The organism is Acinetobacter sp. ANC_7635, assembly GCF_056779945.1.
The window spans coordinates 1-21,380 of the sequence record NZ_JBWYIS010000001.1 but is presented as its reverse complement, the minus strand read 5'-3'; the positions used below and the strand labels follow the sequence as shown (position 1 = coordinate 21,380).

The window sequence follows — 21,380 nt, the reverse complement described above, 5'->3', positions numbered from 1 at the left end:
ACGATCAACTTGCTTGCTGCATTACTTTAATTATATTCAAATTGGTATCATACGTTGTTGAGTGCAATCTGAGTTGATCAACTTGATACTTCTGTGAATGAATATCTGTTAAAAACAACCAATCTGCACTCAATTGCGTAGAATCAAAGCTCAATTTTAAATAGCCTCGTTGATTCAAATTACAAAAGCTTAATTCATCAATCAATTGGATAAACACTTGTTCAAATTGTTGCATTAAGTTCTCAGGTAAATTGAGATATTTCTCCATACCTGGTGAAGAAACTGAACTTGTTGCTAATTCAATCCCCACCTTCTCACCATTTTGTTGATGTAATGCAGACTCCCACGCATTATGGGTATCTCCAGCCAACACAACAACTTTCTTATGATACTGTTCATACAAAGCATAAACACGCTCACGCTCAGCATAATAACCATCCCAAGCGTCTAAATTATAAGGAATCACGGTTAGTATTCTTGATAATTCAGCGTTAGTTAAGCTCGGATCATTATTTTTATAACGCAACTTAATCGCAACCAACTCCATGAGACGTTTTTGAGCTTCTATTAAAAAGTTGCCATCTACCATTCCACTTTTGGCGACATTTAATATTTGTAATACCTCAGCAGGTACCAACATTTTCGCCATCAATACTTGCTGACCCAATACATTCCATATTGCACGAGAACTCTGAAGACTATTCGCCAACCAATTTAACTGATCTATCCCTATTAGCTGTCGCTGCTCATTCATTAATGCCGCTCTAAATTGCTCAACATTTAGATTTTCACCATCCATAAATGAAGCAAAAGCCAGTTGCTCATCTCGTGCCAACATACGTGTATCTAGCATATTAAGTTGAACTAAATCACCAAAATTAAACTGACGATAAATATGAAGAATATCGTTATTGCTTTTTTCGCGGATTGGCATCCACTCAAAATAAGCGGTTAGGGCTGCTGTTCTTCGTGCTACGAAATCTCCCTCTAAATCAGGTTGATGATTCTGCGCACCAGCTCGCCATGCATCATTTGTCAGCTCATGATCATCCCAAATCAGAATAAATGGATGACGTTGATGAACCGCTTGTAAATCAGGATCTGTTCGATATTTTGCATAACGTTTTCGATAATCTTCCAGACGGTAAATCTCGTTTTGATTATCCACATTGAGTGTTCTACCAAGCTTTTCGGCTTGTTCAGTTGCATACCCATCTTTGCCATATTCGTAAATATAGTCACCCAGATGCAGCACAGCATCCACGTCCTGCTTCGCAATTTCACGGTACACATAAAAATAACCAGCAGGATAATTTGAGCATGAGCATACCGCAAAGTTAACCGCATTGGACTTGGTTGCTAAGGTCTTCGTACGACCAATTGGAGAATGTATCTGCCCATATTTAAATCGGTAATAATAACGAGTATCGGCACTCAAATTAAGTACATCGACTTTCAAGCAAAAGTCTTTAGCAGCAGAAGTCTTGATTTTCCCCATCTGAACAATATTTGAAAAATTCTCATCAAGTGCAATTTCCCAATCTAATTCATATGTTGCCGCCACATCTGTAGGTGTTATTCGCGACCAAAGAATTATTCGATCCTGTAATGGATCTCCACTCGCCACTCCATGCAAAAAATCAACTTTATGCTCATTGCTGGTTTGACCATCGCCATTACATGCTGTAATCAGAACAGGCAGTGAAATCGCACCTAATCCAGCCAATGAATTTTTAATTAATGCGCGTCTTGAGATTTTATTTTTCATTTTATTTACGAATTGGCGAGTTATTTTAACTTCGAACTTAAACCGTATTTATGAAGCTAAAATTGCAATCAGATGACAATTTAATGTACAAATATCATAAACCATCGCCCCAAAATTTATATTTTTTAATCTAATAAATGCAAGTTGATTGAAAAGAAAGCAAATAATACGATTTTCTCTTGCCAAGCTTAAAAGTGTCCTCTATTATTGCGCACATGCCCGAGTGGTGAAATCGGTAGACACAGGGGATTTAAAATCCCCCGCCCTCAAAGCGTGCCAGTTCGAGTCTGGCCTCGGGCACCATTCTTCTGATAGAGAATAATGGTGTAAATAAAGAACCCAGCGTAAGCTGGTTTTTTTATGCCTAGCGTTTAGCCACAACAATAACAACACAAAAAAATAGAGAGCGATTTACCACTCTCTATTTGAAACAAGTTCTTCCATTTCGATATCTAAGAATCCCTCTTCCTGAACGACCATCATCATTGCCTCAGCAATATAGTCTGCTGCTGCATCATCAAGAGAAGAATCAAGATCTTCGAACTGAGGTTTCATCTCATTAATTTCCGCCACAATATCATTGGCGATTTGATAAATCTCAGCATCGGAATTCACCTTAGATACCTTCTTTGAGAATTTTTCAATGAGTTGCTGAATTTCAGCCACGAGAATATCAGGATAATATTCATCGTCGAACATCGGGAGAAGTACATCATTCAACATATTAAAGCTCAAGTAATAGCATTAACAAAAACCGAGCTTATATAACACAAGCTAGACATTAAACCAACAATAAAAACGAGGAGTAAATCTCACTTTTAATCAAAGTATAACTAAGCTAATATTTTCATTGATGATTTTAACCGTCTTAAATCTGCCTTTAATTTAACTAACACTATTCATTGCTGCCCAAATTTGAATAGCTTGCACCATTTCTTTTACATCATGTGCTCTGACCATACATGCTCCTTGCTGTATGCTTAACAGATGCCCCGTCACCGAACCCACTGCACGTTCATGGGCAGGTACACCACCTAAAGCTTCACCAATAAATCGCTTACGAGATAATGCAGAAAGCATTGGATAGCCCAACTCATTTAATTTATACAACTCTTTTAATAATTTCAGATTTTGATGTGCATTTTTTGCAAATCCGAAACCCGGATCAATCATGATATTTTCAGGTTTAATTCCTGCATTTAATGCTGCATCTAATCGAGTTTGCAATTCTGAAATCACATCTAAAGTAATATCATCATATTGATCCAACTGGTTCATTGTGGTTGGCTCACCACGCATATGCATGATAATGACTGGAATATCTAATTCCGCAGCTGTTTCTAAAGCATGTGGCTTTGTTAATGCTCTGACATCATTCCAAATATGCGCTCCAGCTTTAACCGCCTTTTTAATCACTTCTGGTTGAGAAGTGTCGATTGAGATCACTACATTCAATTTTGACAACGCTTCAACGACCGGAACTACACGATCTACTTCATCTTGAACATCAACAGCAGATGCGCCAGGGCGAGTTGACTCACCACCTACATCAATAACACTCGCCCCTTCAGCAATCATTTGCTTTGCTCTCTCTAGTGCCGCCTCTACACTATTGTGTTTACCACCATCACTAAACGAATCTGGCGTTACATTTAACACACCCATTACATGAGGCTTTGACAAATCAAGTTCCAATGCACCACATTTAAGAATCTGATTAGGTAAAGAGATAAGTTGCATATTGATGTTCCTAGAAAATCTATTCACATGATATCAAGTAAAATTTAAACATGAGGGATAATTTCAACACAAAAAAAAGAGCCTCATAAGAGGCTCCTTCATTTTAGCTTGCTGGTAAAGGTGGAGGCGTTGAAGGACCATCTGTAGGGGTTACATCTACAATTGGATTCTCAGCCACATATACCTTAGGTGGTTGAGGTTCACGACCTTCCATAATGTCACGGATTTGATCACGATCAATCGTTTCCCACTCAAGCAAAGCTTTTACCATCGCATGGGCAATATCTTTATTATTTTCTAAGATATCACGTGCAACTTTGTACTGCTCATCTAGGATACGGCGAATTTCACGATCAACTTCAAGTTGAGTCGTTTCAGAAATAGTACGACCACCTAGACTACCCATAAATGACTGTTGAGCATCTTCTTCATAAACCATGACACCCATCTTGTCAGACATACCGTACTTAGTCACCATTGCACGCGCCATTTTTGTTGCACGTTCAAAGTCATTAGAAGCCCCAGTCGACATCTGATTAATGAAAATTTCTTCTGCAATACGACCACCAAACAGAATAGAAAGCTCATTCAACATTTTGTCTTTGTAATGACTGGTTTGATCAAACTCTGGAAGCTGCCAAGTTACACCTAATGCCCAACCACGTGGCATGATCGTGACTTTATGTACTGGGTCTGTGCCTGGAAGCATTTCAGCTACAATCGCATGACCTGCTTCATGATAAGCCGTTGCGCGACGCTCTTCTTCACGAAGAACCATTGATTTACGCTCTGGCCCCATATAAAGCTTATCTTTTGCATCTTCAAAGTCATGCATATCGACCGTATTTTTATTACGACGTGCAGCAAATAACGCAGCTTCATTGACTAAGTTTGCCAATTGCGCACCAGAGAACCCTGGAGTACCACGTGCCAATACTTTGACATCCACACCAGTCACTGAAGGTAATTTTTTCAAATGCACATTCAGGATTTGCTCACGACCTTTAATATCTGGAAGTCCAACCATCACTTGACGGTCGAAACGTCCCGGACGAAGCAAAGCTTTATCTAGAACGTCAGCACGGTTAGTCGCAGCAATAACGATGATACCTTCATTACCTTCGAAACCATCCATTTCTACCAACATCTGGTTCAAGGTTTGTTCACGCTCATCATGACCACCGCCAGTACCTGAACCACGATGACGACCCACCGCATCAATTTCATCAATGAAAATGATACACGGCGCATGGCGTTTCGCTTGCTCAAACATATCACGTACACGTGATGCACCAACACCAACGAACATTTCTACGAAGTCTGAACCTGAGATACTAAAGAATGGAACCTTAGCCTCTCCAGCAATCGCTTTCGCAAGTAAAGTTTTACCTGTACCCGGTGGACCTACCATCAGGACACCGCGAGGAATGCTCGCACCAAGACGCTTAAACTTTGTTGGATCTTTCAAGAAATCAACAATTTCAACGACTTCTTGTTTCGCTTCGTCACAACCCGCAACATCTGTGAAAGTGACTTTGATTTGGTCTTCTGAAAGCATTTTTGCTTTTGACTTACCAAAACTCATCGGGCCGTTTTTACCACCAGCACCGCCACCCATGTTGCGCATAAAGAACATGAATAACAAAATGATTAAAAGTACTGGAAAGCTTGCGATCAAAAGCTGCATCAATAAACCTTGACGTTGCGGAGCAGTGCCCTCAACAACGACATTATTTTTGATGAGATTCGGCATTAACTCAGGATCTTGAACCGCAGGACGAATACTCTCAAATGGAGAACCATTTACTTTTTCGCCACTAATTCGTTCACCGTCAATGGTAACTTGTTTAATTTGACCAGCATTAACCGCTGCAACAAATTCTGAATAGTTCAATGCAGCAGGCTTATCACGGTCACTAATGTTGCTGAAAATTAATATCAGCACACCAAGTATAACAAGCCATAAAACGGCATTCTTAAAGAGATCGCTCAAAGCTTTATTCCCATATCAATCTAATTTGATCATGCCCAAAATTGGGTGACCTTTAACAAAAAGCGAGTAAATCAATTTCGCAATAAAATATTCAAAAGGTACAAAATGCACATTTTTTAGCGACTTGGCAAGTCACTTTATTGCGATTTCTTTTTACGGCCCTGTCCAATTAAAAAAACTTCCTTCGAACGAGCACGCGAGGCAGCAGGCTTTGCAGTTTTTAATACTTCAAAACTGTCTACAACTTCCTTACGGAATTCGTCAAAACCAGTTCCTTGGAAAACTTTGACAACAAACTGTCCTTTCGGACCTAAAACTTTATTGGCAAAGTCTAATGCAAGTTCACACAAATAAATTTGTCGAGGTTGATCAACGGCCTTATTACCTGATGTATTGGGGGCCATATCTGAAATTACAACGTCTACAGTTCGTCCATTTAAAATATTTAACAATTTTTCGAAAACTTCCTCTTCTCGAAAGTCTCCTTGCAGGAACGTCACATCTGGAAGTGCATCCATTTCCAAAATATCTGATGCAATCACTAAACCTTTATCACCCACTAATTTTCCGGCGATTTGGGACCAACTACCAGGTGCAGCACCAAGGTCCACGACAGTCATACCAGGTTTAATGATTTTGTATTTCTCTTGGATTTCAAGCAATTTATATGCAGCACGCGCACGATAACCTTCCTTTTGTGCTTTTTTCACAAACGGGTCATCTAAATGCTCTCTCATCCACGCACGACTACTTTTGGATAACTTCTGATTGGTAATGCGTGTTGCCATAACTCTTTAAATACACGTAATCTTCTAACTTTTTATTGTACGTGAATTTTATCCCCCTTGCAGTATTCATCTGTATCTAATTCAAGATTATCGTTTATGTTTTTTTGATTTAAGTTGATCGATTATTTCTGAGAAACATAAGCGTTTGATCTCTTGATTTGCTATACTAAGTCGTTTTTAAAATTAGGTTATCTTTATGGCGGCTTTATCAATTCAGGAACGCAAACGTTTGCGTCAAATCGGACATGCACTTAACCCAGTGGTAATGTTAGGTGGTCAAGGTTTAACTGAAAATGTCATTGAAGAAACTCAACGTGCTTTAAATGATCATGAGTTAATTAAAGTAAAAATTGGCGGTGAAGATCGTGATGCTCGTGCAGCAGTCATTACTGAAATCGCCGAAGTCACTGGTGCAGAGGTTGTTCAAACCATTGGAAAGATTGCACTTTTATATAAGAAAGCGGCAAAACAAAATCCTAAACTTTCGAATCTTGTTCGCCACGCACATCTTTCTAATTAATTTGAGTTGCATTGAATGGCAAGTTACGAACTAAATTCTTTTGACCGTTACTTTGATATCTCCTTGGTTGGTGCAATTGAACAAGCGAGTCCATACACACTAAATGTGGGCTATTGGTTACGTGACCCAAATCAATACTTAGTTTATCCGGAAATTGTAGCTGGTCATCCACGACGAGATTTTCTTTGGGAAGAAACCTGCTTTGAAATTTTCATTGGGGTGAAAGATCAGGACTTTTATCGTGAAGTCAATCTCTCCCCTTCTCAAGCTTGGCAAGCGTATCAATTTGAAGAGTATCGTTACCCTGAAGATATGCCACCTCAAGCAGCTTATGACATAGAACTGAATTCACTCAAAAAGACGCACTATGGTTTAAATGTGAGCCTTGATCTAACGGAGTTTATGTTAAAACATAAATTGAAATGGCAGGATATTTTTATTGGCTTATCCGCTGTATTAAACACATCGCAAGCTAAACATTATTATGCGATGCAGCATAGTAGTCCTGAGGCTGACTTCCATAACAAGCGCGATTGGTTGCATCAGTTTTAAAAAAAATAGTGAGATTTAATCTCACTATTTTTTTTACCCCAATATTTCAGTTCTATAGTTGTAGACTCTTCCCACCTCTTTTAGAGTTAAGTTTTATACAGCTGATCTCAACGTGTTATATCTAGTTTTATTTGTAATTCCTGTTATTCATTTCTAATTTCAAAATTGTCCTTAATCACTTGAACAGCCAAATCTGCTCTTAAATATTTCTTCACAAACACCGAAGTAGCGTCAAATCTCTTTAAATTCGATCTCGGTTTAATTTTTAAAACCCAGCATGCTAACTACCAATTTCATCTTTGAATAATTGAACCTACGCTTTTAACAAGCAATTCAATATTTACCTCTATTTTCCATATTTAATCAGTCCTTTCTAAAATACTTGTAAATTGACCTAATTAGTACTTTTTTCGAACTTTTAGGAAGCATTTGGAGCAACTTCAACATTTGTTCTATTTAACAAATCAGCTTTTCAGAAGCTTTGTTATTCTGTTTCAGAAACTTAGCTTATTAATTGTAAGTCTACATAAATTTTGATAAATCGTGATAAAACTTAACTTTTGAATTATTAAACAATTCTTACATTCTTAGACTTTTGTCCAAAGTTTAAAAAGCAGACTTTTAAACAAATTACAAGGTATATATCTGACGAATTCAGGTTTATTTACGTGGACTTTATCAAGGTGTTTGCGTATAATGCCGTGTTAAGTTCAAGCGAGCAGATGTAAGGAGGGTGGGTTTTAAAGTAGCCTTCCTTTTTTTTCGTCTACTCGCTTTTTTACAGCCTAAATTTCAGGAGCTTTGGTTTGAGCACCCCAGCAATTTTAGCCCTTGCCGATGGTACGATCTTTAAAGGAACGTCAATCGGTGCATCGGGTAGTACGACTGGTGAAGTCGTTTTCAACACTGCCATGACTGGCTATCAAGAAATTTTGACTGACCCAAGTTATGCACAACAGCTTGTTACGCTTACCTATCCACACATTGGTAACACAGGTTGTAATGATGAAGACGCTGAGTCAGGTCGAATTCATAAAGTATGGGCAAACGGATTGATCATTCGTGACCTACCTTTATTGCACAGCAACTTCCGATCTACGCAATCTTTAGGCGAATACTTAAAATCTCACAATGTTGTCGCTATCGCTGACATTGATACACGTAAACTGACACGTATTTTACGTGCTAAAGGTGCACAAAACGGTTGTATCTTAGCTGGTGAAAATATTACAGAAGAAGAAGCTTTAGAAAAAGCTCGTGCATTCGGCGGTCTGAATGGTTTAGACCTTGCGAAAGAATGCTGTGATCCAAACGGTTTCGAATGGACTGAAGGTTCTTGGAAATTAGGTCAAGGTTTCTCCCAACCAGAAGCAAAATTTCATGTTGTCGCATATGATTACGGTGTCAAAACCAACATCTTACGTATGCTCGCAGACCGCGGTTGTAAATTAACTGTTGTACCTGCACAAACTCCTGCTGAAAAAGTTCTTGCTCTAAATCCAGATGGCGTATTCTTATCGAATGGTCCTGGCGATCCTGCAGCATGTGACTATGCAATTGAAGCTGTAAAAACAATTGTTGAAGATACTCGTAACGTACCTGTATTTGGTATTTGCTTGGGTCACCAAATTCTTGCTCTCGCTTCTGGCGCTAAAACGGTGAAAATGCCTCATGGTCACCATGGTGCGAACCATCCTGTACAAAACATCGAAGATGGTACAGTGATGATTACTTCTCAAAACCATGGCTTCGCAGTGGATGCAGAAACATTACCTGCAAACCTTAAAGCGACGCACAAATCATTGTTCGATCAAACTCTTCAAGGGATTCATCGTACAGATAAGCCTGCGTTTAGTTTCCAAGGTCACCCAGAAGCAAGCCCAGGTCCACATGACTGCGCACCATTGTTCGATCATTTCATCGAACTTATTGAAGCATCTAAGAAGTAATTGAGGAGCAAATAATGCCAAAGCGTACGGATATTAAAAGCATCTTAATTATTGGTGCTGGTCCAATTGTTATCGGTCAGGCGTGTGAGTTTGACTACTCAGGGGCACAAGCATGTAAAGCATTACGTGAAGAAGGTTACCGTGTAATTCTGGTAAACTCTAACCCTGCAACGATCATGACTGACCCTGCAATGGCAGATGCAACGTATATCGAGCCAATCACTTGGCAAACTGTTGCAGCGATCATTGAGAAAGAACGCCCAGACGCAGTTCTTCCAACAATGGGTGGTCAGACTGCATTGAACTGTGCCCTTGCCCTTGATGAGCATGGCATTTTAGAAAAATTCAATGTTGAATTGATTGGTGCAACGAAAGAAGCGATCGAAAAAGCGGAAGACCGTAAACTTTTCGACCAAGCAATGCGTAAAATTGGTCTTGAATGTCCAAAAGCAGCAATCGCTGAATCGATGGAAGAAGCTCTAGAGATTCAAGCACGTTTCGGCTTCCCAGTGATTATCCGTCCATCATTCACCATGGGTGGTTCAGGCGGTGGTATCGCATACAACAAAGAAGAATTCCTTGAAATCTGTGAACGCGGTTTCGATCTTTCTCCAACTAAACAATTATTGATCGATGAATCTTTAATTGGTTGGAAAGAATATGAGATGGAAGTTGTTCGTGACAAAAACGACAACTGTATCATCGTATGTTCGATTGAAAACTTTGACCCAATGGGCGTACACACAGGTGACTCAATCACTGTTGCACCTGCACAAACATTAACAGATAAAGAATATCAGTTAATGCGTAATGCATCTTTAGCAGTGTTGCGTGAGATTGGTGTAGAAACAGGTGGTTCTAACGTACAGTTTGGTATTTGTCCAAATACTGGCCGTATGGTTGTGATCGAGATGAACCCACGTGTATCTCGTTCTTCTGCATTGGCTTCAAAAGCAACTGGTTTCCCTATTGCAAAAATCGCTGCAAAATTAGCGGTTGGTTATACCCTTGATGAGCTTAAAAACGACATCACTGGCGGTACAACTCCAGCATCTTTCGAACCTGCGATTGACTACGTTGTAACTAAAGTTCCACGTTTCAACTTTGAGAAATTCCCACAAGCTGACGCAACTTTAACTACACAGATGAAATCTGTTGGTGAAGTGATGGCGATTGGTCGTAACTTCCAAGAGTCTATGAACAAAGCACTTCGTGGTCTTGAAGTAGGTGCAACTGGCTTTGATGAAAAAATCGAAGTGGGTGCTGAAGGCGCGCGTGAGAAAATCTTACAAGAACTTCGTGTTCCGGGTCCTGAGCGTATTTGGTATGTTGCTGATGCATTCCGTCACGGCTTTACATTAGAAGATGTATTCCAAGCGACTAAGATCGACAAATGGTTCTTGATCCAAATCGAAGACATCATCAAAACAGAAAACCAAATCAAAACTTTAGGTTTTGGCGATTTAAATGCGGACAACATCCGTTCATTTAAACGTAAAGGTTTATCTGACCTTCGTATTGCGAACTTGATGGGTATTTCACAAAAACAATTCCGTAAACATCGTTGGAACTTGGGCGTAACCCCAGTTTACAAACGTGTAGATACTTGTGCTGCTGAGTTTGAATCAGACACAGCGTATATGTATTCAACTTACGATGACGAATGTGAATCAAACCCGTCTAGCAAAGACAAGATCATGGTGATCGGTGGTGGTCCTAACCGTATTGGTCAAGGTATCGAATTCGATTACTGCTGTGTACACGCGGCTCTTGCAATGCGTGAAGACGGTTATGAAACTATCATGGTGAACTGTAACCCTGAAACAGTTTCAACTGACTATGACACTTCAGATCGTTTGTACTTTGAACCAATTACGCTTGAAGATGTGTTAGAAATCGTACGTATTGAGAAGCCAAAAGGCATCATCGTACAGTACGGTGGTCAAACACCACTTAAATTGGCTCGTGCTTTAGAAGAAGCTGGTGCACCAATTATTGGTACATCTCCTGATGCGATTGACCGTGCAGAAGACCGTGAACGTTTCCAACAAATGATTCAACGTCTGCAACTTCGTCAACCAAACAACAGCATTGTAAAATCTGCTGAAGAAGGTATGGCTGAAGCAGCGAAAGTTGGCTATCCACTTGTAGTACGTCCATCATATGTACTTGGTGGTCGCGCGATGGAAATCGTATACAACGATGAAGAGTTACGTCGCTATTTACGTGATGCTGTTCAAGCTTCTAACGATGCCCCTGTTCTTCTTGACCGCTTCCTAGACGACGCGATCGAAGTTGACGTAGACTGCGTATCTGACGGTAAAGACGTGGTGATCGGCGGTATCATGCAGCACATCGAACAAGCAGGTATCCACTCAGGTGACTCTGCATGTTCGATCCCTCCTTACTCTCTTTCTAAAGAGATTCAGGACGAAATGCGCCGTCAAACTATCGCGATGGCGAAAGAGCTTGGTGTTGTTGGTTTAATGAACGTACAGTTTGCTGTTAAAGGCGAAGACGTTTACATCTTAGAAGTGAACCCACGTGCATCACGTACAGTTCCATTTGTATCTAAGTGTATCGGTGAGTCTTTAGCGAAAGTCGCTGCACGTTGTATGGCGGGTCAATCTTTAGAATCTCAAGGATTCACTACAGAGATTATCCCTGAGCACTTCTCTGTTAAAGAAGCAGTGTTTCCATTCAACAAGTTCCCTGGTGTTGATCCAATCCTTGGGCCTGAGATGAAATCTACAGGTGAAGTAATGGGTGTTGGTAAAACATTTGGTGAAGCGTTCTATAAAGCTGTATTAGGTGCAAATGAGCGTTTACCAGGTCTTCCAACGGAAGGTGAAGTTAAACATGCGTTCATCTCTGTACGTGATTCTGATAAACCACGTGCAGCTGGTATTGCAAAACAACTTGCTGACTTTGGCTTCAAAATACTTGCTACTGGTGGCACATACGATGTCATCAAAGCGGCTGGTATTGAATGTGAACGTGTAAATAAAGTGACTGAAGGTCGTCCAAATATTGTGGACCGCTTGAAAAATGGCGAAATACACCTCATTATCAATACAACAGAAGGTAAACAAGCTCAGCAGGATTCGTTCTCAATCCGCCGTTCTGCACTTCAAGGTAAGGTCTATCATACGACTACCCTTAATGGTGCAGATGCAGTTTGCCAAGCTTTAGCAATCAAATTGCCAATGGATGTATATCGTTTGCAAGACTTACAAACAGTAGGTTAATACACTACCAAGAAGTCCCGTCACCTCTTGGTGGCGGGCTTTTTTTCATTTATAGACTTAGTATTTTTTCATACTTACTTTTTTGAGGGACAACTATGCAACGTTATCCTATGACACCTCAAGGCAAAGAAGCGCTTGAGAAAGAATTACACCAACTTAAAACTGTAGATCGTCCTCGTATTACAGCAGCGATTGCTGAAGCGCGTGAACACGGAGATCTTAAAGAAAACGCGGAATACCACGCTGCACGTGAGCAACAAGGTTTCTGTGAAGGCCGTATCCAAGATATCGAAGGAAAATTGGGTGCTGCACAAGTGATTGACGTTAAAGAACTTGAGCAAAATGGACGCGTTGTTTTTGGCGTGACTGTCACAATTGAAAATTTGGATACTGAAGAACGTAAAACGTATCAAATTGTTGGTGACGACGAAGCAGATTTTAAAATTAACAAAATATCTGTGAATTCCCCTATCGCGCGTGGTCTTTTGGGTAAAAATGAAGGCGATGAAGTTAAAATTACGACACCTCAAGGTGAAGTTGAATACGAAATTGTGAGCGTAGAATATCTTTAATTCTTGATATTTTAGGCTATAAACCCCTCTGATGAGGGGTTTTTTATTTTCATTTTAATTGATTCATTGTTTTTGCTAGATGCACTTTTCCAGCTTCATGAAGCTTCGTAATAACATTACGAAAATCTTTTTCATCTCTATTTTGACTTAGTTTTGATTTAGCAATGATTCTTTCAATTTTAATTTCAAATACAACAAAATGGTTGAGCATTTCCATCAAGAAATCTTTTGGTGCATCTGCCATTTTCCAAGCATTTTTACCATTCGTGATACGTTCATGTTGTTGGGTGAGTTGACCTAATACTGCAAGTTTAGTTTTCTGATCATGATAAAACTGAATTTCACCATTAATGTGTACGACTTGATAATTCCAAGTAGGTACTTTTTTGTGATCTTCAAATTTTGAAGGATAATAATTCGGTGAAATATAAGCATCCTCTGCTTTAAAGATGCATAGTATTTGATTATTCAAAATCGAATGATTGAATAGTGTATTCTGCAATGAAACATGTCCTCTCAATGTTTGTTCATCTACTAATATGAGCGGGATATGTTCAGCAATTAACCCTGTTTGAGTCTGTGCGACCAAAGATGCAAGAGGATACTCCTTTATTATTCTATATATTTCTTCAGGTCTATCTTCTCTAAATTCTGTTTCAACAAACATAGCTTTTCCATTCTTCTAATGCTCAATGAATATAAAAGTTTTTATTCAGGATGTAAGTTTTAATTGGTATATAATGCCCTGAAATATTCTCCTTTTATTTCACCATGTCTGAAAAGCTGATCAACTCCCCTGTCAATCACTGGTGCGAATTCGAATTTATCTCTAAAACAGTCAAAAATCCGAATATTCATATTAAAGGCAATTACAGTTATTACTCAGCCTATTGGGATCAAGGTTTTGAGCGTTGTGTAGTGCGTTATCTACATGACAAACCTTCGACACCAGAAAAACCCATCGATCAGCTTTATATTGGCAATTTTGTCTGTTTTGGCGCTGAGTGTGTCATCATGATGGGTGGAAATCAGTTACACCGTACCGACTGGATTTCAGCATTTCCTTTTGATACGCGTAGTTTTGTGCCTGCTGGCGATACTGTCATTGGTGATGGTTGTTGGATTGGTAGTCGTGCCATGATTATGCAAGGGGTAAAACTTGGTGAAGGTGCAGTCGTTGCTACAGGTGCAGTCGTGACCAAAGATGTACCGCCTTATGCTGTCGTCGGTGGTGTACCTGCTAAAATTATTAAATACCGTTTCCCTGAACAAGATATTAAAAAATTGCTTTCTCTTAAGCTATATGACTTAGATGAAAAGCAGTTTTTAAAAATGCGTGAACAGTTGCAGACCGATGATATTGAAAAATTATCAATATTTTTCAAATAGTCCTGTTTTTATATATTGCATCCAAATCGAATTAAAATCCTTAATATCTTTTAATTTACTAATACAATAAGGGCTCAAGAACCTTTGAAGAGTTTGATTTTTATGATCCTTTTGCCCTACAGTCTTAAATCTTTCTTCTATATCTAAAAGTGTTTCATACAAATTGCAAATAATAATGTCATCGATATTTTTTTCGTTCAATAATTGCTGTCGGATAAAATAAGATTTTGTCGTATATCCATTTTCATCGCCGTTTAAATAGTTGAATAAATAATCAATTATCTTATGCAAATAATTAGCTGAAATATTAAAATTTTCATCAAAGATGAAAGCATTTAAAATTAGATTAAGCTTGAAATCATTTGTTCTCAAGAGTGCATATTGATTAATTTTTTTCACCAACTCTCTAGAATTGTATTCTTTGCTAGATTGCAAACTTAAAATCCAAAAAAACAATTCATTTTTAGTATCTACAGATGTTAATTCGCCGATACGATATAACTGCTGTGCTATTACCTCTTCATACAACTGCGTCTTTCCTAAGTTAGGAAATTCAACAGTAAAATCAATAAACTTTGTTAAATATTCTTCACCAAGACTTTCATCATAACCATAGTTATGACAAACCACTTTTGAAAATTGGGTTTTATCCATTACCAAAACAAAAACAATTTTTGGAATGTCAAAAAAATGTTTAATCCTTTCAATTAAACGAATAGCAAAATCAGGTCGGCAACGATCTAGCTCATCAATAATAAATACCAATGGCTTTTCTAATTTTGCAGCAAGTTCAGCGAGCTCTTGCTTAAAATCTTGAATGGTTTGCTTTTCGATATGATGATTTTCAATCTTCTTCTCAATGTGCTCTTTAACTTTATTGGCTATTTCTTCACTTGCTGTGTCATATACATCTTTGCCCTCTTTATAGACCTCTTGTAAAGCTTCACCTGCACCGCCTAGTCCTACCAAATGCAAACCTGCTTTTGCAGCAATTAATGGCATGACAGCCGCCAAAGAAATTAATACCGAAGCAGTCTTAGAGTTAAAATCTTTAATATCAGCATCATCGATCTCATTTGCATCGTTCAAAGCATGGCTAATCTCTGCTGCAATCGTCAAAAATGGATCATCTAAATAATCATTGGCAAAAGCATCTAAATAAACAACTTGGTGACTTTGATCTTCTAAATGCTTTTTCCAATGCCTTACAAACCAGGTCTTACCTTCACCCCAACGAGCATCTAAAGCTAGAACAGCACCACAATTTAAGCGATCTACATAACGTTCTAATTGCTCACCTAGACGACGACGATCCCATAAATCGCCTTCCCAAGCGATTTCAATATTCTCAAAATCATCATGAATGATATTTACTGGATAATCTTTCATTGTTGTTAAAATTCAGTTGCTTATTTTCCAAATATCTTATCATTATCACTCTTAAAGACATAAAAAACCCACTCAAACGGAGTGGGTTTTCAAAATATAGTCGCTAAAGTAAGGCTTATACTTTTTAATTCTAATTATAGACTCCATACTTTATAAAGATATCTGACGCATCCTTAATTACATCTCTACCCATCACAATATTTTCAAATTGATCTTTTTATGATTCAGTTAATCAAATTTCATTCTTCATAGTTCGTTACCATCTTATATCTCTAAAATTTTAAGATAATAAATCAAAAACAATAACTTAATATAAAAAACCATAGCTTTACACTTGGTTTTATTTTGAACAATTTAGGTCTATGATGAACTTATACACTTTTAAATAGAACGGTTAAAAAGGAGAACAACATGAGTTATCAAAATATCCTTGTTCCAGTGGATGGTTCAGAAGTAGCACTCAACGTCGTTCAGCATGCTGTTGAATTGGCTAAAGCATTTAATAGCAAAATTACCGTTGTTCAAGTGATGACACTCGATCCCTATATCGCAGCCGAATATCTCTCAGATGGGCAGTCAAATCTTTTAATTGAACGAGCACGAAAATTTATTGAAGATAACCTAGCTCAAGCTAAAGCAAAGTTTAATGAATATGGAATAGATGTAGAGACTAAAATACTCGAAGGAGAAAGTATTCACCGCACAATAATGAAAGCGATTGATAATCTTAATATTGATCTTATTGTTATCAGCTCGCACGGTCGCACAGGATTCAAGAAATTAATTATGGGCAGTGTCGCACAAAGCCTCATCACCGAAGTCAATGTACCTGTTTTTGTCGTAAAGCAATAATAACGGATAGCTCCGTATACCGTCATACGGAGCTACTCGAACCATCCAAAAATCTTGAAATCTATTTTGCCATTGTTAAACACAACTCCCTCTTCAAGTAATCTAGCTTGCTGGCAATTAAAACCTTGATCATCCAAACGCTGATGACTAATTTTACCTTGCGCATTAATGACACGATGCCAAGGCAAGTCGCTACTCACATCTAATTGATTCAAAACACGACCAACCAACCGGGCATGTTTAGGCAGTCCTGACATCGCAGCAATTTGGCCATAACTGGCTACTTTCCCATAAGGAATTTGTGATACTGTGGCCAAGATCAACTGTGCCATTTCCGCTGATACTGATCGATTCATCAATAATTGACCTATAGTTTATCGGATGATTGATTTGAGCAAATGCATTTCATAACAGACTCACTTAATCTAAATTTGCACAATAACAATACACAGAGAAATACAATGAAAAGGATATTTTCACACTTACTTGCTGCTTCAATTGCAGTCGGTACAATCTCTATTACATCGACAACTCAAGCCGCGCCAAGCAGTATAAATATTCAAGATATTTTACAACAAGAACGTGCTTGGGCTGGACTGAATACCAAGCGCATTAAAGTCTCCGACATCGATTGGGCTTACAGTGAAGGTGGAACCAAAGGCAAACCAGTACTTATGCTTGTGCATGGTCTTGCAGGCAGTCGGGATAATTGGAACCGAGTCGCTCGCTATCTGACACCACATTATCACGTCATTATCCCTGATTTACCTGGACAAGGTGATAGTAAAGTAGCTGCAGATTTTGATTATTCAATTCCAAATCTAACTGAAAAATTACGTCGCTTTGCGGAAGCCATTCATGTTGATCAAAATCTAAATGTTGCCGGTCACTCCATGGGCGGTGCTGTAGCATTACTTTATGCAGCTCAGTATCCAATCGATACTAAATCATTACTACTCATTAACAGTGCAGGTGTATTTAAATCAGCCAATACGCCTTACTTAAAAGACCCAAACTTACTCAAAAATTTTATCGTTTCTAGACCTGGAGATTTTGATCGGTTATTTAAAATTGCTACGCAGCAACCTCCATTTATACCGAACGAACTGAAAGTCGAACAAGAAAAGCTCATGATATCCAATGTTACGAATAACACGAAACTCGTCGAGCAACTTATTCTCATGTCCAAATCATTTACACCTGAAACATTTGCGCTAGCGGCTCGTTCAATCGATCAACCATCACTCATCATATGGGGAGATCGTGATCAAATTATTAATGTAGAAGCTGCAGCTGAACTGAAAGGATTACTGAAAAATGCTCAAGAGCCTATCATCTTAAAAGGTGTAGGTCATACACCAATATTGGAACAAGAACAAATCCTCGTACAACATTATTTAAATTTTCTTAATCTACTCAAATAAGTTATAGACAATGAATGGGACATTTTAAATGTCCCATTTTTTTCAAGAATAAAAAAAGAGGAACCGAAGTTCCTCTTTTTCACATTAGTCTATTAGAACAACAAGTGGTTTTTGTTCAACAAGTCTTGAAGTGAAACATCAGTATTGTTGAAAGTAATTAGGTCAACCTTGTTATAAGTTGTACCTGCACCATCACGATCAATACTTAACTTCGTATTGTTTCCATCTTTCTCGACAAAGATGAATTTATCAATGTTTTGAGCAGTTGCACTATCAGATAACAACTCAGAAACATCAATCTTCACATTGCTGCCTAATTGGAAGTCATTGATTGTGTCAACACCGTTACCACCGTTATGGCTGTTGTCATTTAACACATTAAAGATCAACTTATCCAAACCTTTAGCAGAAACTGTTTCATTCAAGTAAGTAGAATTAAACTTACCTGCTGTTTCATTCGCCAATGCATCAGCATCATTCGCATTTGCTTCTGGTGTGAATTTGCTCCAAGCCAATGGTGAACCTGATTTAGAATCAATTTGAAGTACTAATTGAGCTGTATCAGACTTACCAGTTACAGGATCAGTAATCGTGTATTTAAAGACATCCGTTTTACCAATCGCGTTTAGGTTTGCATTTGGCTTATAAGCGTATGTACCGTTTGCATCGATAGTTAATGTACCAAACTCGCCTTTAATTGTTGTTGCACCATTAATCGCAACACCATTTACAGCTTTCACAACAGCACCGGCAACTACAAGATCTTTACCATGTACAGCATCAAGATCAGTAATCACATTACCTTTCGCTTCAGTGATTGACTTCACAACAGGCGTTGTACTTGTATCAGTTTCTTTAATTACTAAATTAGTCTGTACATAACCTGGTAATGAAGCCAGATTAGCGTTGCTCATTTCAATACGATATTTACCAGTAGATAAATCATCTAAGTTGATATGTGCGTACTCACCAAAAATTCCAATAAAGTCAAATAAACCAGAAGACTTGTCGTTCGCAATCAGCACCCATTTACCTGAACTATCTTGCTTGTAAAGGTTAATCTTCACAGAGTCAAACAATGTTGCCCAAGATGCAGACTTCACTTGAAGCTGTACGTCAGCTGTTTTATTAGCACCGATTGTAAACTCTGTAGCACCACTCGTTTTACCAAGCGTAATTCCGAGGAAGCCAATCAACCAGTTATATGAAATCGCATCTTTAATGAATTTCTCTGTAACAGGATACTCGTACTCGATACCAGCTTTAGCAACATTATCAATGGCATCCAACGGAATGTTTGGTGCAGTCACTTGACGTGGTGCAGATTCACCTGCTACGTCAGAAGCGGTCACAGATACATTTTGTCCATCATTCAAACTTGGTATCAACTTAATTGAGTAGTTTCCATTGTTATCCGCAGTGGTTGTACCAATCACGTTGTTGTTTGCATCTTTTACTTTAACAGTTGATAAAGCTTGTGCAGTACCTGTTACTAATGAACCATCTGCATTAAATGTTGCCGTTGGAGCATCTGGAGGAGTTACATCCAAATCGAAGCCGATGCTTGATGAAGGACCGACATTTCCAGCTTCATCAATCGCTTTAGCTTCAACGATAATTGTACCTTCTGGTAAATTATTGTTGATTGGATATGTCCAATTACCATTTTGATCAGCAGGAACAAGTGCAGAATCAATAATTCGACCTGTAGAGTCCTTAATCACTAATTCGACAGTAGTATTCGCTTCAGCTTTACCTGTTAATACTGGTTTCAAGTCACTTGGATCTGTAATTGGATTAATAATCACAGCATCAGGAGCTTGAGTATCAACTGTTAATTGCTGAGTTTCAGTTTTTTTGTTCTTAGCTAAATCAGTAGATGTTACTTCAACTGTGTAATTTCCATCCGCTAAATCTCTTGGCGGTGTAAATGTCCAATTGCCTGAGCTATCTACAGAAGCTGGTGCATCTACAACAGTATTTCCATTCTTATCTTTAATCACGACTTGAACTTTAGAATATTGTTCAGTTGAACCAGAAATTGCTGGAGTAGTATCGTTTGTAGGATATAACTCTTCAACTGACAAATCAGGTGAAAGTGTATCTACACCAAATTTTAAAGAAACTGTACGGCTAGTATTACCAGCAGCATCACGTGCAGTGGCTACAAGTGTATATATACCATCTGCTAAAGGTTCTGATGGTTTATAACTCCAACGGCCTGCAGACAAAACTGCTAAACCACTAGATACCACAGCACCGTTAGCATCTTTAATCTCTACAGCAACCTCTTTAGGATTATTTACTGTATTACCACTAATCGTACGTTGTGGATCATTAGTATAATTAATACTTGGATCAACCGCCGTTACTTGAGCTGCTTTTAATACTGGTTCAGCTACGAATAGTGAGCGTGCAGCGAAAGCAGAGAATGCAGCAATTTGAGGCTCAGCAACTAATGATACTGCCTGTACAGATGCAGCTTCACTCACGTCCCATGCAGCTTCTTCATCATCCCAAGGATCGATATCTAACCAAGGATCATTATCATCTTCCCACGGATCAATATCGATATCTGGTGGTGTCAAGTCGATTACAAAATCTTGTTCAGTTGGATTACCTACGTTTCCAGCTTCATCCTTAGGAGTAGCTTCGATTTTGTAGTCACCTTCTTCCAACTCAGCTTCTGGCTTATACGACCATTTACCATCTTCTCCAACTTCAACAGTTGCCTTCTCTTCGAAGCCATCTGGACCAGTGATCACGATATCCACTAGCGAACCTTTCTCACCTGTTCCTGTAATTTCCGGTTGAGGATCATTCGATTCGAAATCATCACCACCAATTGGATCAATAGTAATGTCAGAAGGAGGTGTTGTATCAACTTCTAACTGTTCTTTAGAAGTATCACCTTTGTTACCCGCTTTATCAGTTGGAGTTACTTCAATATCGTAATGACCTTCTGGTAATTCTTCAGTCGGTGTATACGTCCAGTTACCTTCTGGATCAACTTCTGCTTTACCTTCAGAGACAATTTCACCGTCTTTGTCTTTGATCACAACATCAACTATCGCTCCTGGTTCTGTGTTACCAGTAATTTCAGGAGTAGTATCGTTTGTTGGCTTAAGCTCATCGATGGTTAATTCAGGTGCTACTGTGTCAACCTCGAAGCTCTCTGGCTGAGATTCACCTGTGT

At 38.7% G+C, this 21,380-nt stretch carries 17 protein-coding genes and 1 tRNA gene; 9 read left to right on the top strand and 9 right to left on the bottom strand.

The window, feature by feature from the left end:
- Nucleotides 1-4: 4 nt before the first annotated feature.
- Complete coding sequence (locus AC1M89_RS00090) at nt 5-1,768, bottom strand: alkaline phosphatase D family protein (RefSeq protein WP_481613675.1); 1,764 nt, start codon at nt 1,766-1,768, stop codon at nt 5-7.
- A gap of 217 nt (nt 1,769-1,985) precedes the next feature.
- Here AC1M89_RS00090 and AC1M89_RS00085 point away from each other — a divergent pair.
- Nucleotides 1,986-2,071 (top strand) — tRNA-Leu (locus AC1M89_RS00085).
- A gap of 108 nt (nt 2,072-2,179) precedes the next feature.
- On the opposite strand, the gene AC1M89_RS00080 is transcribed toward AC1M89_RS00085, so the two are convergent.
- The 4 genes from AC1M89_RS00080 to rlmE all read right to left on the bottom strand — a co-directional run bounded on the left by AC1M89_RS00080 (nt 2,180) and on the right by rlmE (nt 6,289).
- Entirely contained in the window at nt 2,180-2,491 is a 312-nt protein-coding gene (locus AC1M89_RS00080) for a DUF5713 family protein (RefSeq protein ID WP_035266912.1), read from the bottom strand.
- A gap of 162 nt (nt 2,492-2,653) precedes the next feature.
- Nucleotides 2,654-3,508 carry a dihydropteroate synthase gene (folP, locus tag AC1M89_RS00075; RefSeq protein WP_481586561.1) on the bottom strand — a complete coding sequence of 285 codons (855 nt, stop codon included), beginning with the start codon at nt 3,506-3,508 and terminating at the stop codon, nt 2,654-2,656.
- A 103-nt stretch (nt 3,509-3,611) separates the two neighbouring features.
- Complete coding sequence (gene ftsH / locus AC1M89_RS00070; protein ID WP_035266907.1) at nt 3,612-5,501, bottom strand: ATP-dependent zinc metalloprotease FtsH; 1,890 nt, start codon at nt 5,499-5,501, stop codon at nt 3,612-3,614.
- Nucleotides 5,502-5,638: 137 nt separating this feature from the next.
- On the bottom strand, nt 5,639-6,289 hold the full coding sequence (gene rlmE / locus AC1M89_RS00065; RefSeq protein WP_035266905.1) for a 23S rRNA (uridine(2552)-2'-O)-methyltransferase RlmE: 651 nt from the start codon (nt 6,287-6,289) through the stop codon (nt 5,639-5,641).
- A gap of 196 nt (nt 6,290-6,485) precedes the next feature.
- Between rlmE and yhbY the strand changes: the two genes are divergently transcribed.
- From yhbY to greA, 5 genes are all read left to right on the top strand, one after another.
- Complete coding sequence (gene yhbY / locus AC1M89_RS00060) at nt 6,486-6,809, top strand: ribosome assembly RNA-binding protein YhbY (RefSeq protein WP_035266903.1); 324 nt, start codon at nt 6,486-6,488, stop codon at nt 6,807-6,809.
- Between the two features lie 15 nt (nt 6,810-6,824).
- Nucleotides 6,825-7,361, top strand: a complete 537-nt coding sequence (locus tag AC1M89_RS00055; protein ID WP_180028122.1) for a DOMON-like domain-containing protein — start codon at nt 6,825-6,827, stop codon at nt 7,359-7,361.
- An 806-nt stretch (nt 7,362-8,167) separates the two neighbouring features.
- A complete protein-coding gene (gene carA / locus AC1M89_RS00050; RefSeq protein ID WP_481613674.1) occupies nt 8,168-9,310 on the top strand; it encodes a glutamine-hydrolyzing carbamoyl-phosphate synthase small subunit in 1,143 nt (380 codons plus the stop codon).
- A gap of 14 nt (nt 9,311-9,324) precedes the next feature.
- The gene (gene carB / locus AC1M89_RS00045) at nt 9,325-12,558 is read left to right on the top strand and encodes a carbamoyl-phosphate synthase large subunit (protein WP_180028121.1); all 3,234 of its coding nucleotides are present in this window, start codon (nt 9,325-9,327) and stop codon (nt 12,556-12,558) included.
- 95 nt (nt 12,559-12,653) lie between these two features.
- Nucleotides 12,654-13,130, top strand: coding sequence for a transcription elongation factor GreA (gene greA, locus AC1M89_RS00040; RefSeq protein ID WP_035266896.1), 477 nt, complete (start codon nt 12,654-12,656; stop codon nt 13,128-13,130).
- A 49-nt stretch (nt 13,131-13,179) separates the two neighbouring features.
- Here the strand turns inward: greA and AC1M89_RS00035 are convergent, their stop codons facing one another.
- Nucleotides 13,180-13,797: an FMN-binding negative transcriptional regulator gene (locus tag AC1M89_RS00035; protein ID WP_481608268.1), complete on the bottom strand. Its 618-nt coding sequence runs from the start codon at nt 13,795-13,797 to the stop codon at nt 13,180-13,182.
- A gap of 104 nt (nt 13,798-13,901) precedes the next feature.
- Here AC1M89_RS00035 and AC1M89_RS00030 point away from each other — a divergent pair, with 104 nt between their 5' ends.
- Nucleotides 13,902-14,519 (top strand): CatB-related O-acetyltransferase, encoded by a 618-nt coding sequence (locus AC1M89_RS00030; protein WP_481596729.1) that lies wholly within the window; start codon nt 13,902-13,904, stop codon nt 14,517-14,519.
- Here AC1M89_RS00030 and AC1M89_RS00025 read toward each other — a convergent pair.
- Nucleotides 14,502-15,908 carry a KAP family P-loop NTPase fold protein gene (locus tag AC1M89_RS00025; RefSeq protein WP_481608267.1) on the bottom strand — a complete coding sequence of 469 codons (1,407 nt, stop codon included), beginning with the start codon at nt 15,906-15,908 and terminating at the stop codon, nt 14,502-14,504. The two genes, AC1M89_RS00030 and AC1M89_RS00025, sit on opposite strands and share 18 nt — an antisense overlap.
- 411 nt (nt 15,909-16,319) lie before the next feature.
- Here AC1M89_RS00025 and AC1M89_RS00020 point away from each other — a divergent pair, with 411 nt between their 5' ends.
- On the top strand, nt 16,320-16,760 hold the full coding sequence (locus AC1M89_RS00020) for a universal stress protein (RefSeq protein ID WP_481596727.1): 441 nt from the start codon (nt 16,320-16,322) through the stop codon (nt 16,758-16,760).
- Between the two features lie 32 nt (nt 16,761-16,792).
- Here AC1M89_RS00020 and AC1M89_RS00015 read toward each other — a convergent pair whose 3' ends face one another.
- A complete protein-coding gene (locus AC1M89_RS00015; protein ID WP_481596726.1) occupies nt 16,793-17,116 on the bottom strand; it encodes an MGMT family protein in 324 nt (107 codons plus the stop codon).
- A 105-nt stretch (nt 17,117-17,221) separates the two neighbouring features.
- Between AC1M89_RS00015 and AC1M89_RS00010 the strand changes: the two genes are divergently transcribed.
- Nucleotides 17,222-18,184 (top strand): alpha/beta fold hydrolase, encoded by a 963-nt coding sequence (locus AC1M89_RS00010; RefSeq protein WP_481608266.1) that lies wholly within the window; start codon nt 17,222-17,224, stop codon nt 18,182-18,184.
- A 92-nt stretch (nt 18,185-18,276) separates the two neighbouring features.
- Here the strand turns inward: AC1M89_RS00010 and AC1M89_RS00005 are convergent.
- Nucleotides 18,277-21,380 (bottom strand): BapA/Bap/LapF family large adhesin (locus AC1M89_RS00005; protein WP_481613673.1); only part of this gene is annotated, 3,104 nt, incomplete at its 5' end.

What these genes read in the sequence shown, in the direction of transcription:
- AC1M89_RS00055 (WP_180028122.1), top strand. Translation starts at nt 6,825, where the DNA reads ATGGCAAGTTACGAACTAAATTCTTTTGACCGTTACTTTGATATCTCC.
- folP (WP_481586561.1), bottom strand. Translation starts at nt 3,508, where the DNA reads ATGCAACTTATCTCTTTACCTAATCAGATTCTTAAATGTGGTGCATTG.
- AC1M89_RS00025 (WP_481608267.1), bottom strand. Translation starts at nt 15,908, where the DNA reads ATGAAAGATTATCCAGTAAATATCATTCATGATGATTTTGAGAATATT.
- AC1M89_RS00035 (WP_481608268.1), bottom strand. Translation starts at nt 13,797, where the DNA reads ATGTTTGTTGAAACAGAATTTAGAGAAGATAGACCTGAAGAAATATAT.
- carB (WP_180028121.1), top strand. Translation starts at nt 9,325, where the DNA reads ATGCCAAAGCGTACGGATATTAAAAGCATCTTAATTATTGGTGCTGGT.
- AC1M89_RS00080 (WP_035266912.1), bottom strand. Translation starts at nt 2,491, where the DNA reads ATGTTGAATGATGTACTTCTCCCGATGTTCGACGATGAATATTATCCT.
- AC1M89_RS00010 (WP_481608266.1), top strand. Translation starts at nt 17,222, where the DNA reads ATGAAAAGGATATTTTCACACTTACTTGCTGCTTCAATTGCAGTCGGT.
- AC1M89_RS00030 (WP_481596729.1), top strand. Translation starts at nt 13,902, where the DNA reads ATGTCTGAAAAGCTGATCAACTCCCCTGTCAATCACTGGTGCGAATTC.
- AC1M89_RS00015 (WP_481596726.1), bottom strand. Translation starts at nt 17,116, where the DNA reads ATGAATCGATCAGTATCAGCGGAAATGGCACAGTTGATCTTGGCCACA.
- yhbY (WP_035266903.1), top strand. Translation starts at nt 6,486, where the DNA reads ATGGCGGCTTTATCAATTCAGGAACGCAAACGTTTGCGTCAAATCGGA.
- AC1M89_RS00020 (WP_481596727.1), top strand. Translation starts at nt 16,320, where the DNA reads ATGAGTTATCAAAATATCCTTGTTCCAGTGGATGGTTCAGAAGTAGCA.
- AC1M89_RS00090 (WP_481613675.1), bottom strand. Translation starts at nt 1,768, where the DNA reads ATGAAAAATAAAATCTCAAGACGCGCATTAATTAAAAATTCATTGGCT.
- rlmE (WP_035266905.1), bottom strand. Translation starts at nt 6,289, where the DNA reads ATGGCAACACGCATTACCAATCAGAAGTTATCCAAAAGTAGTCGTGCG.
- greA (WP_035266896.1), top strand. Translation starts at nt 12,654, where the DNA reads ATGCAACGTTATCCTATGACACCTCAAGGCAAAGAAGCGCTTGAGAAA.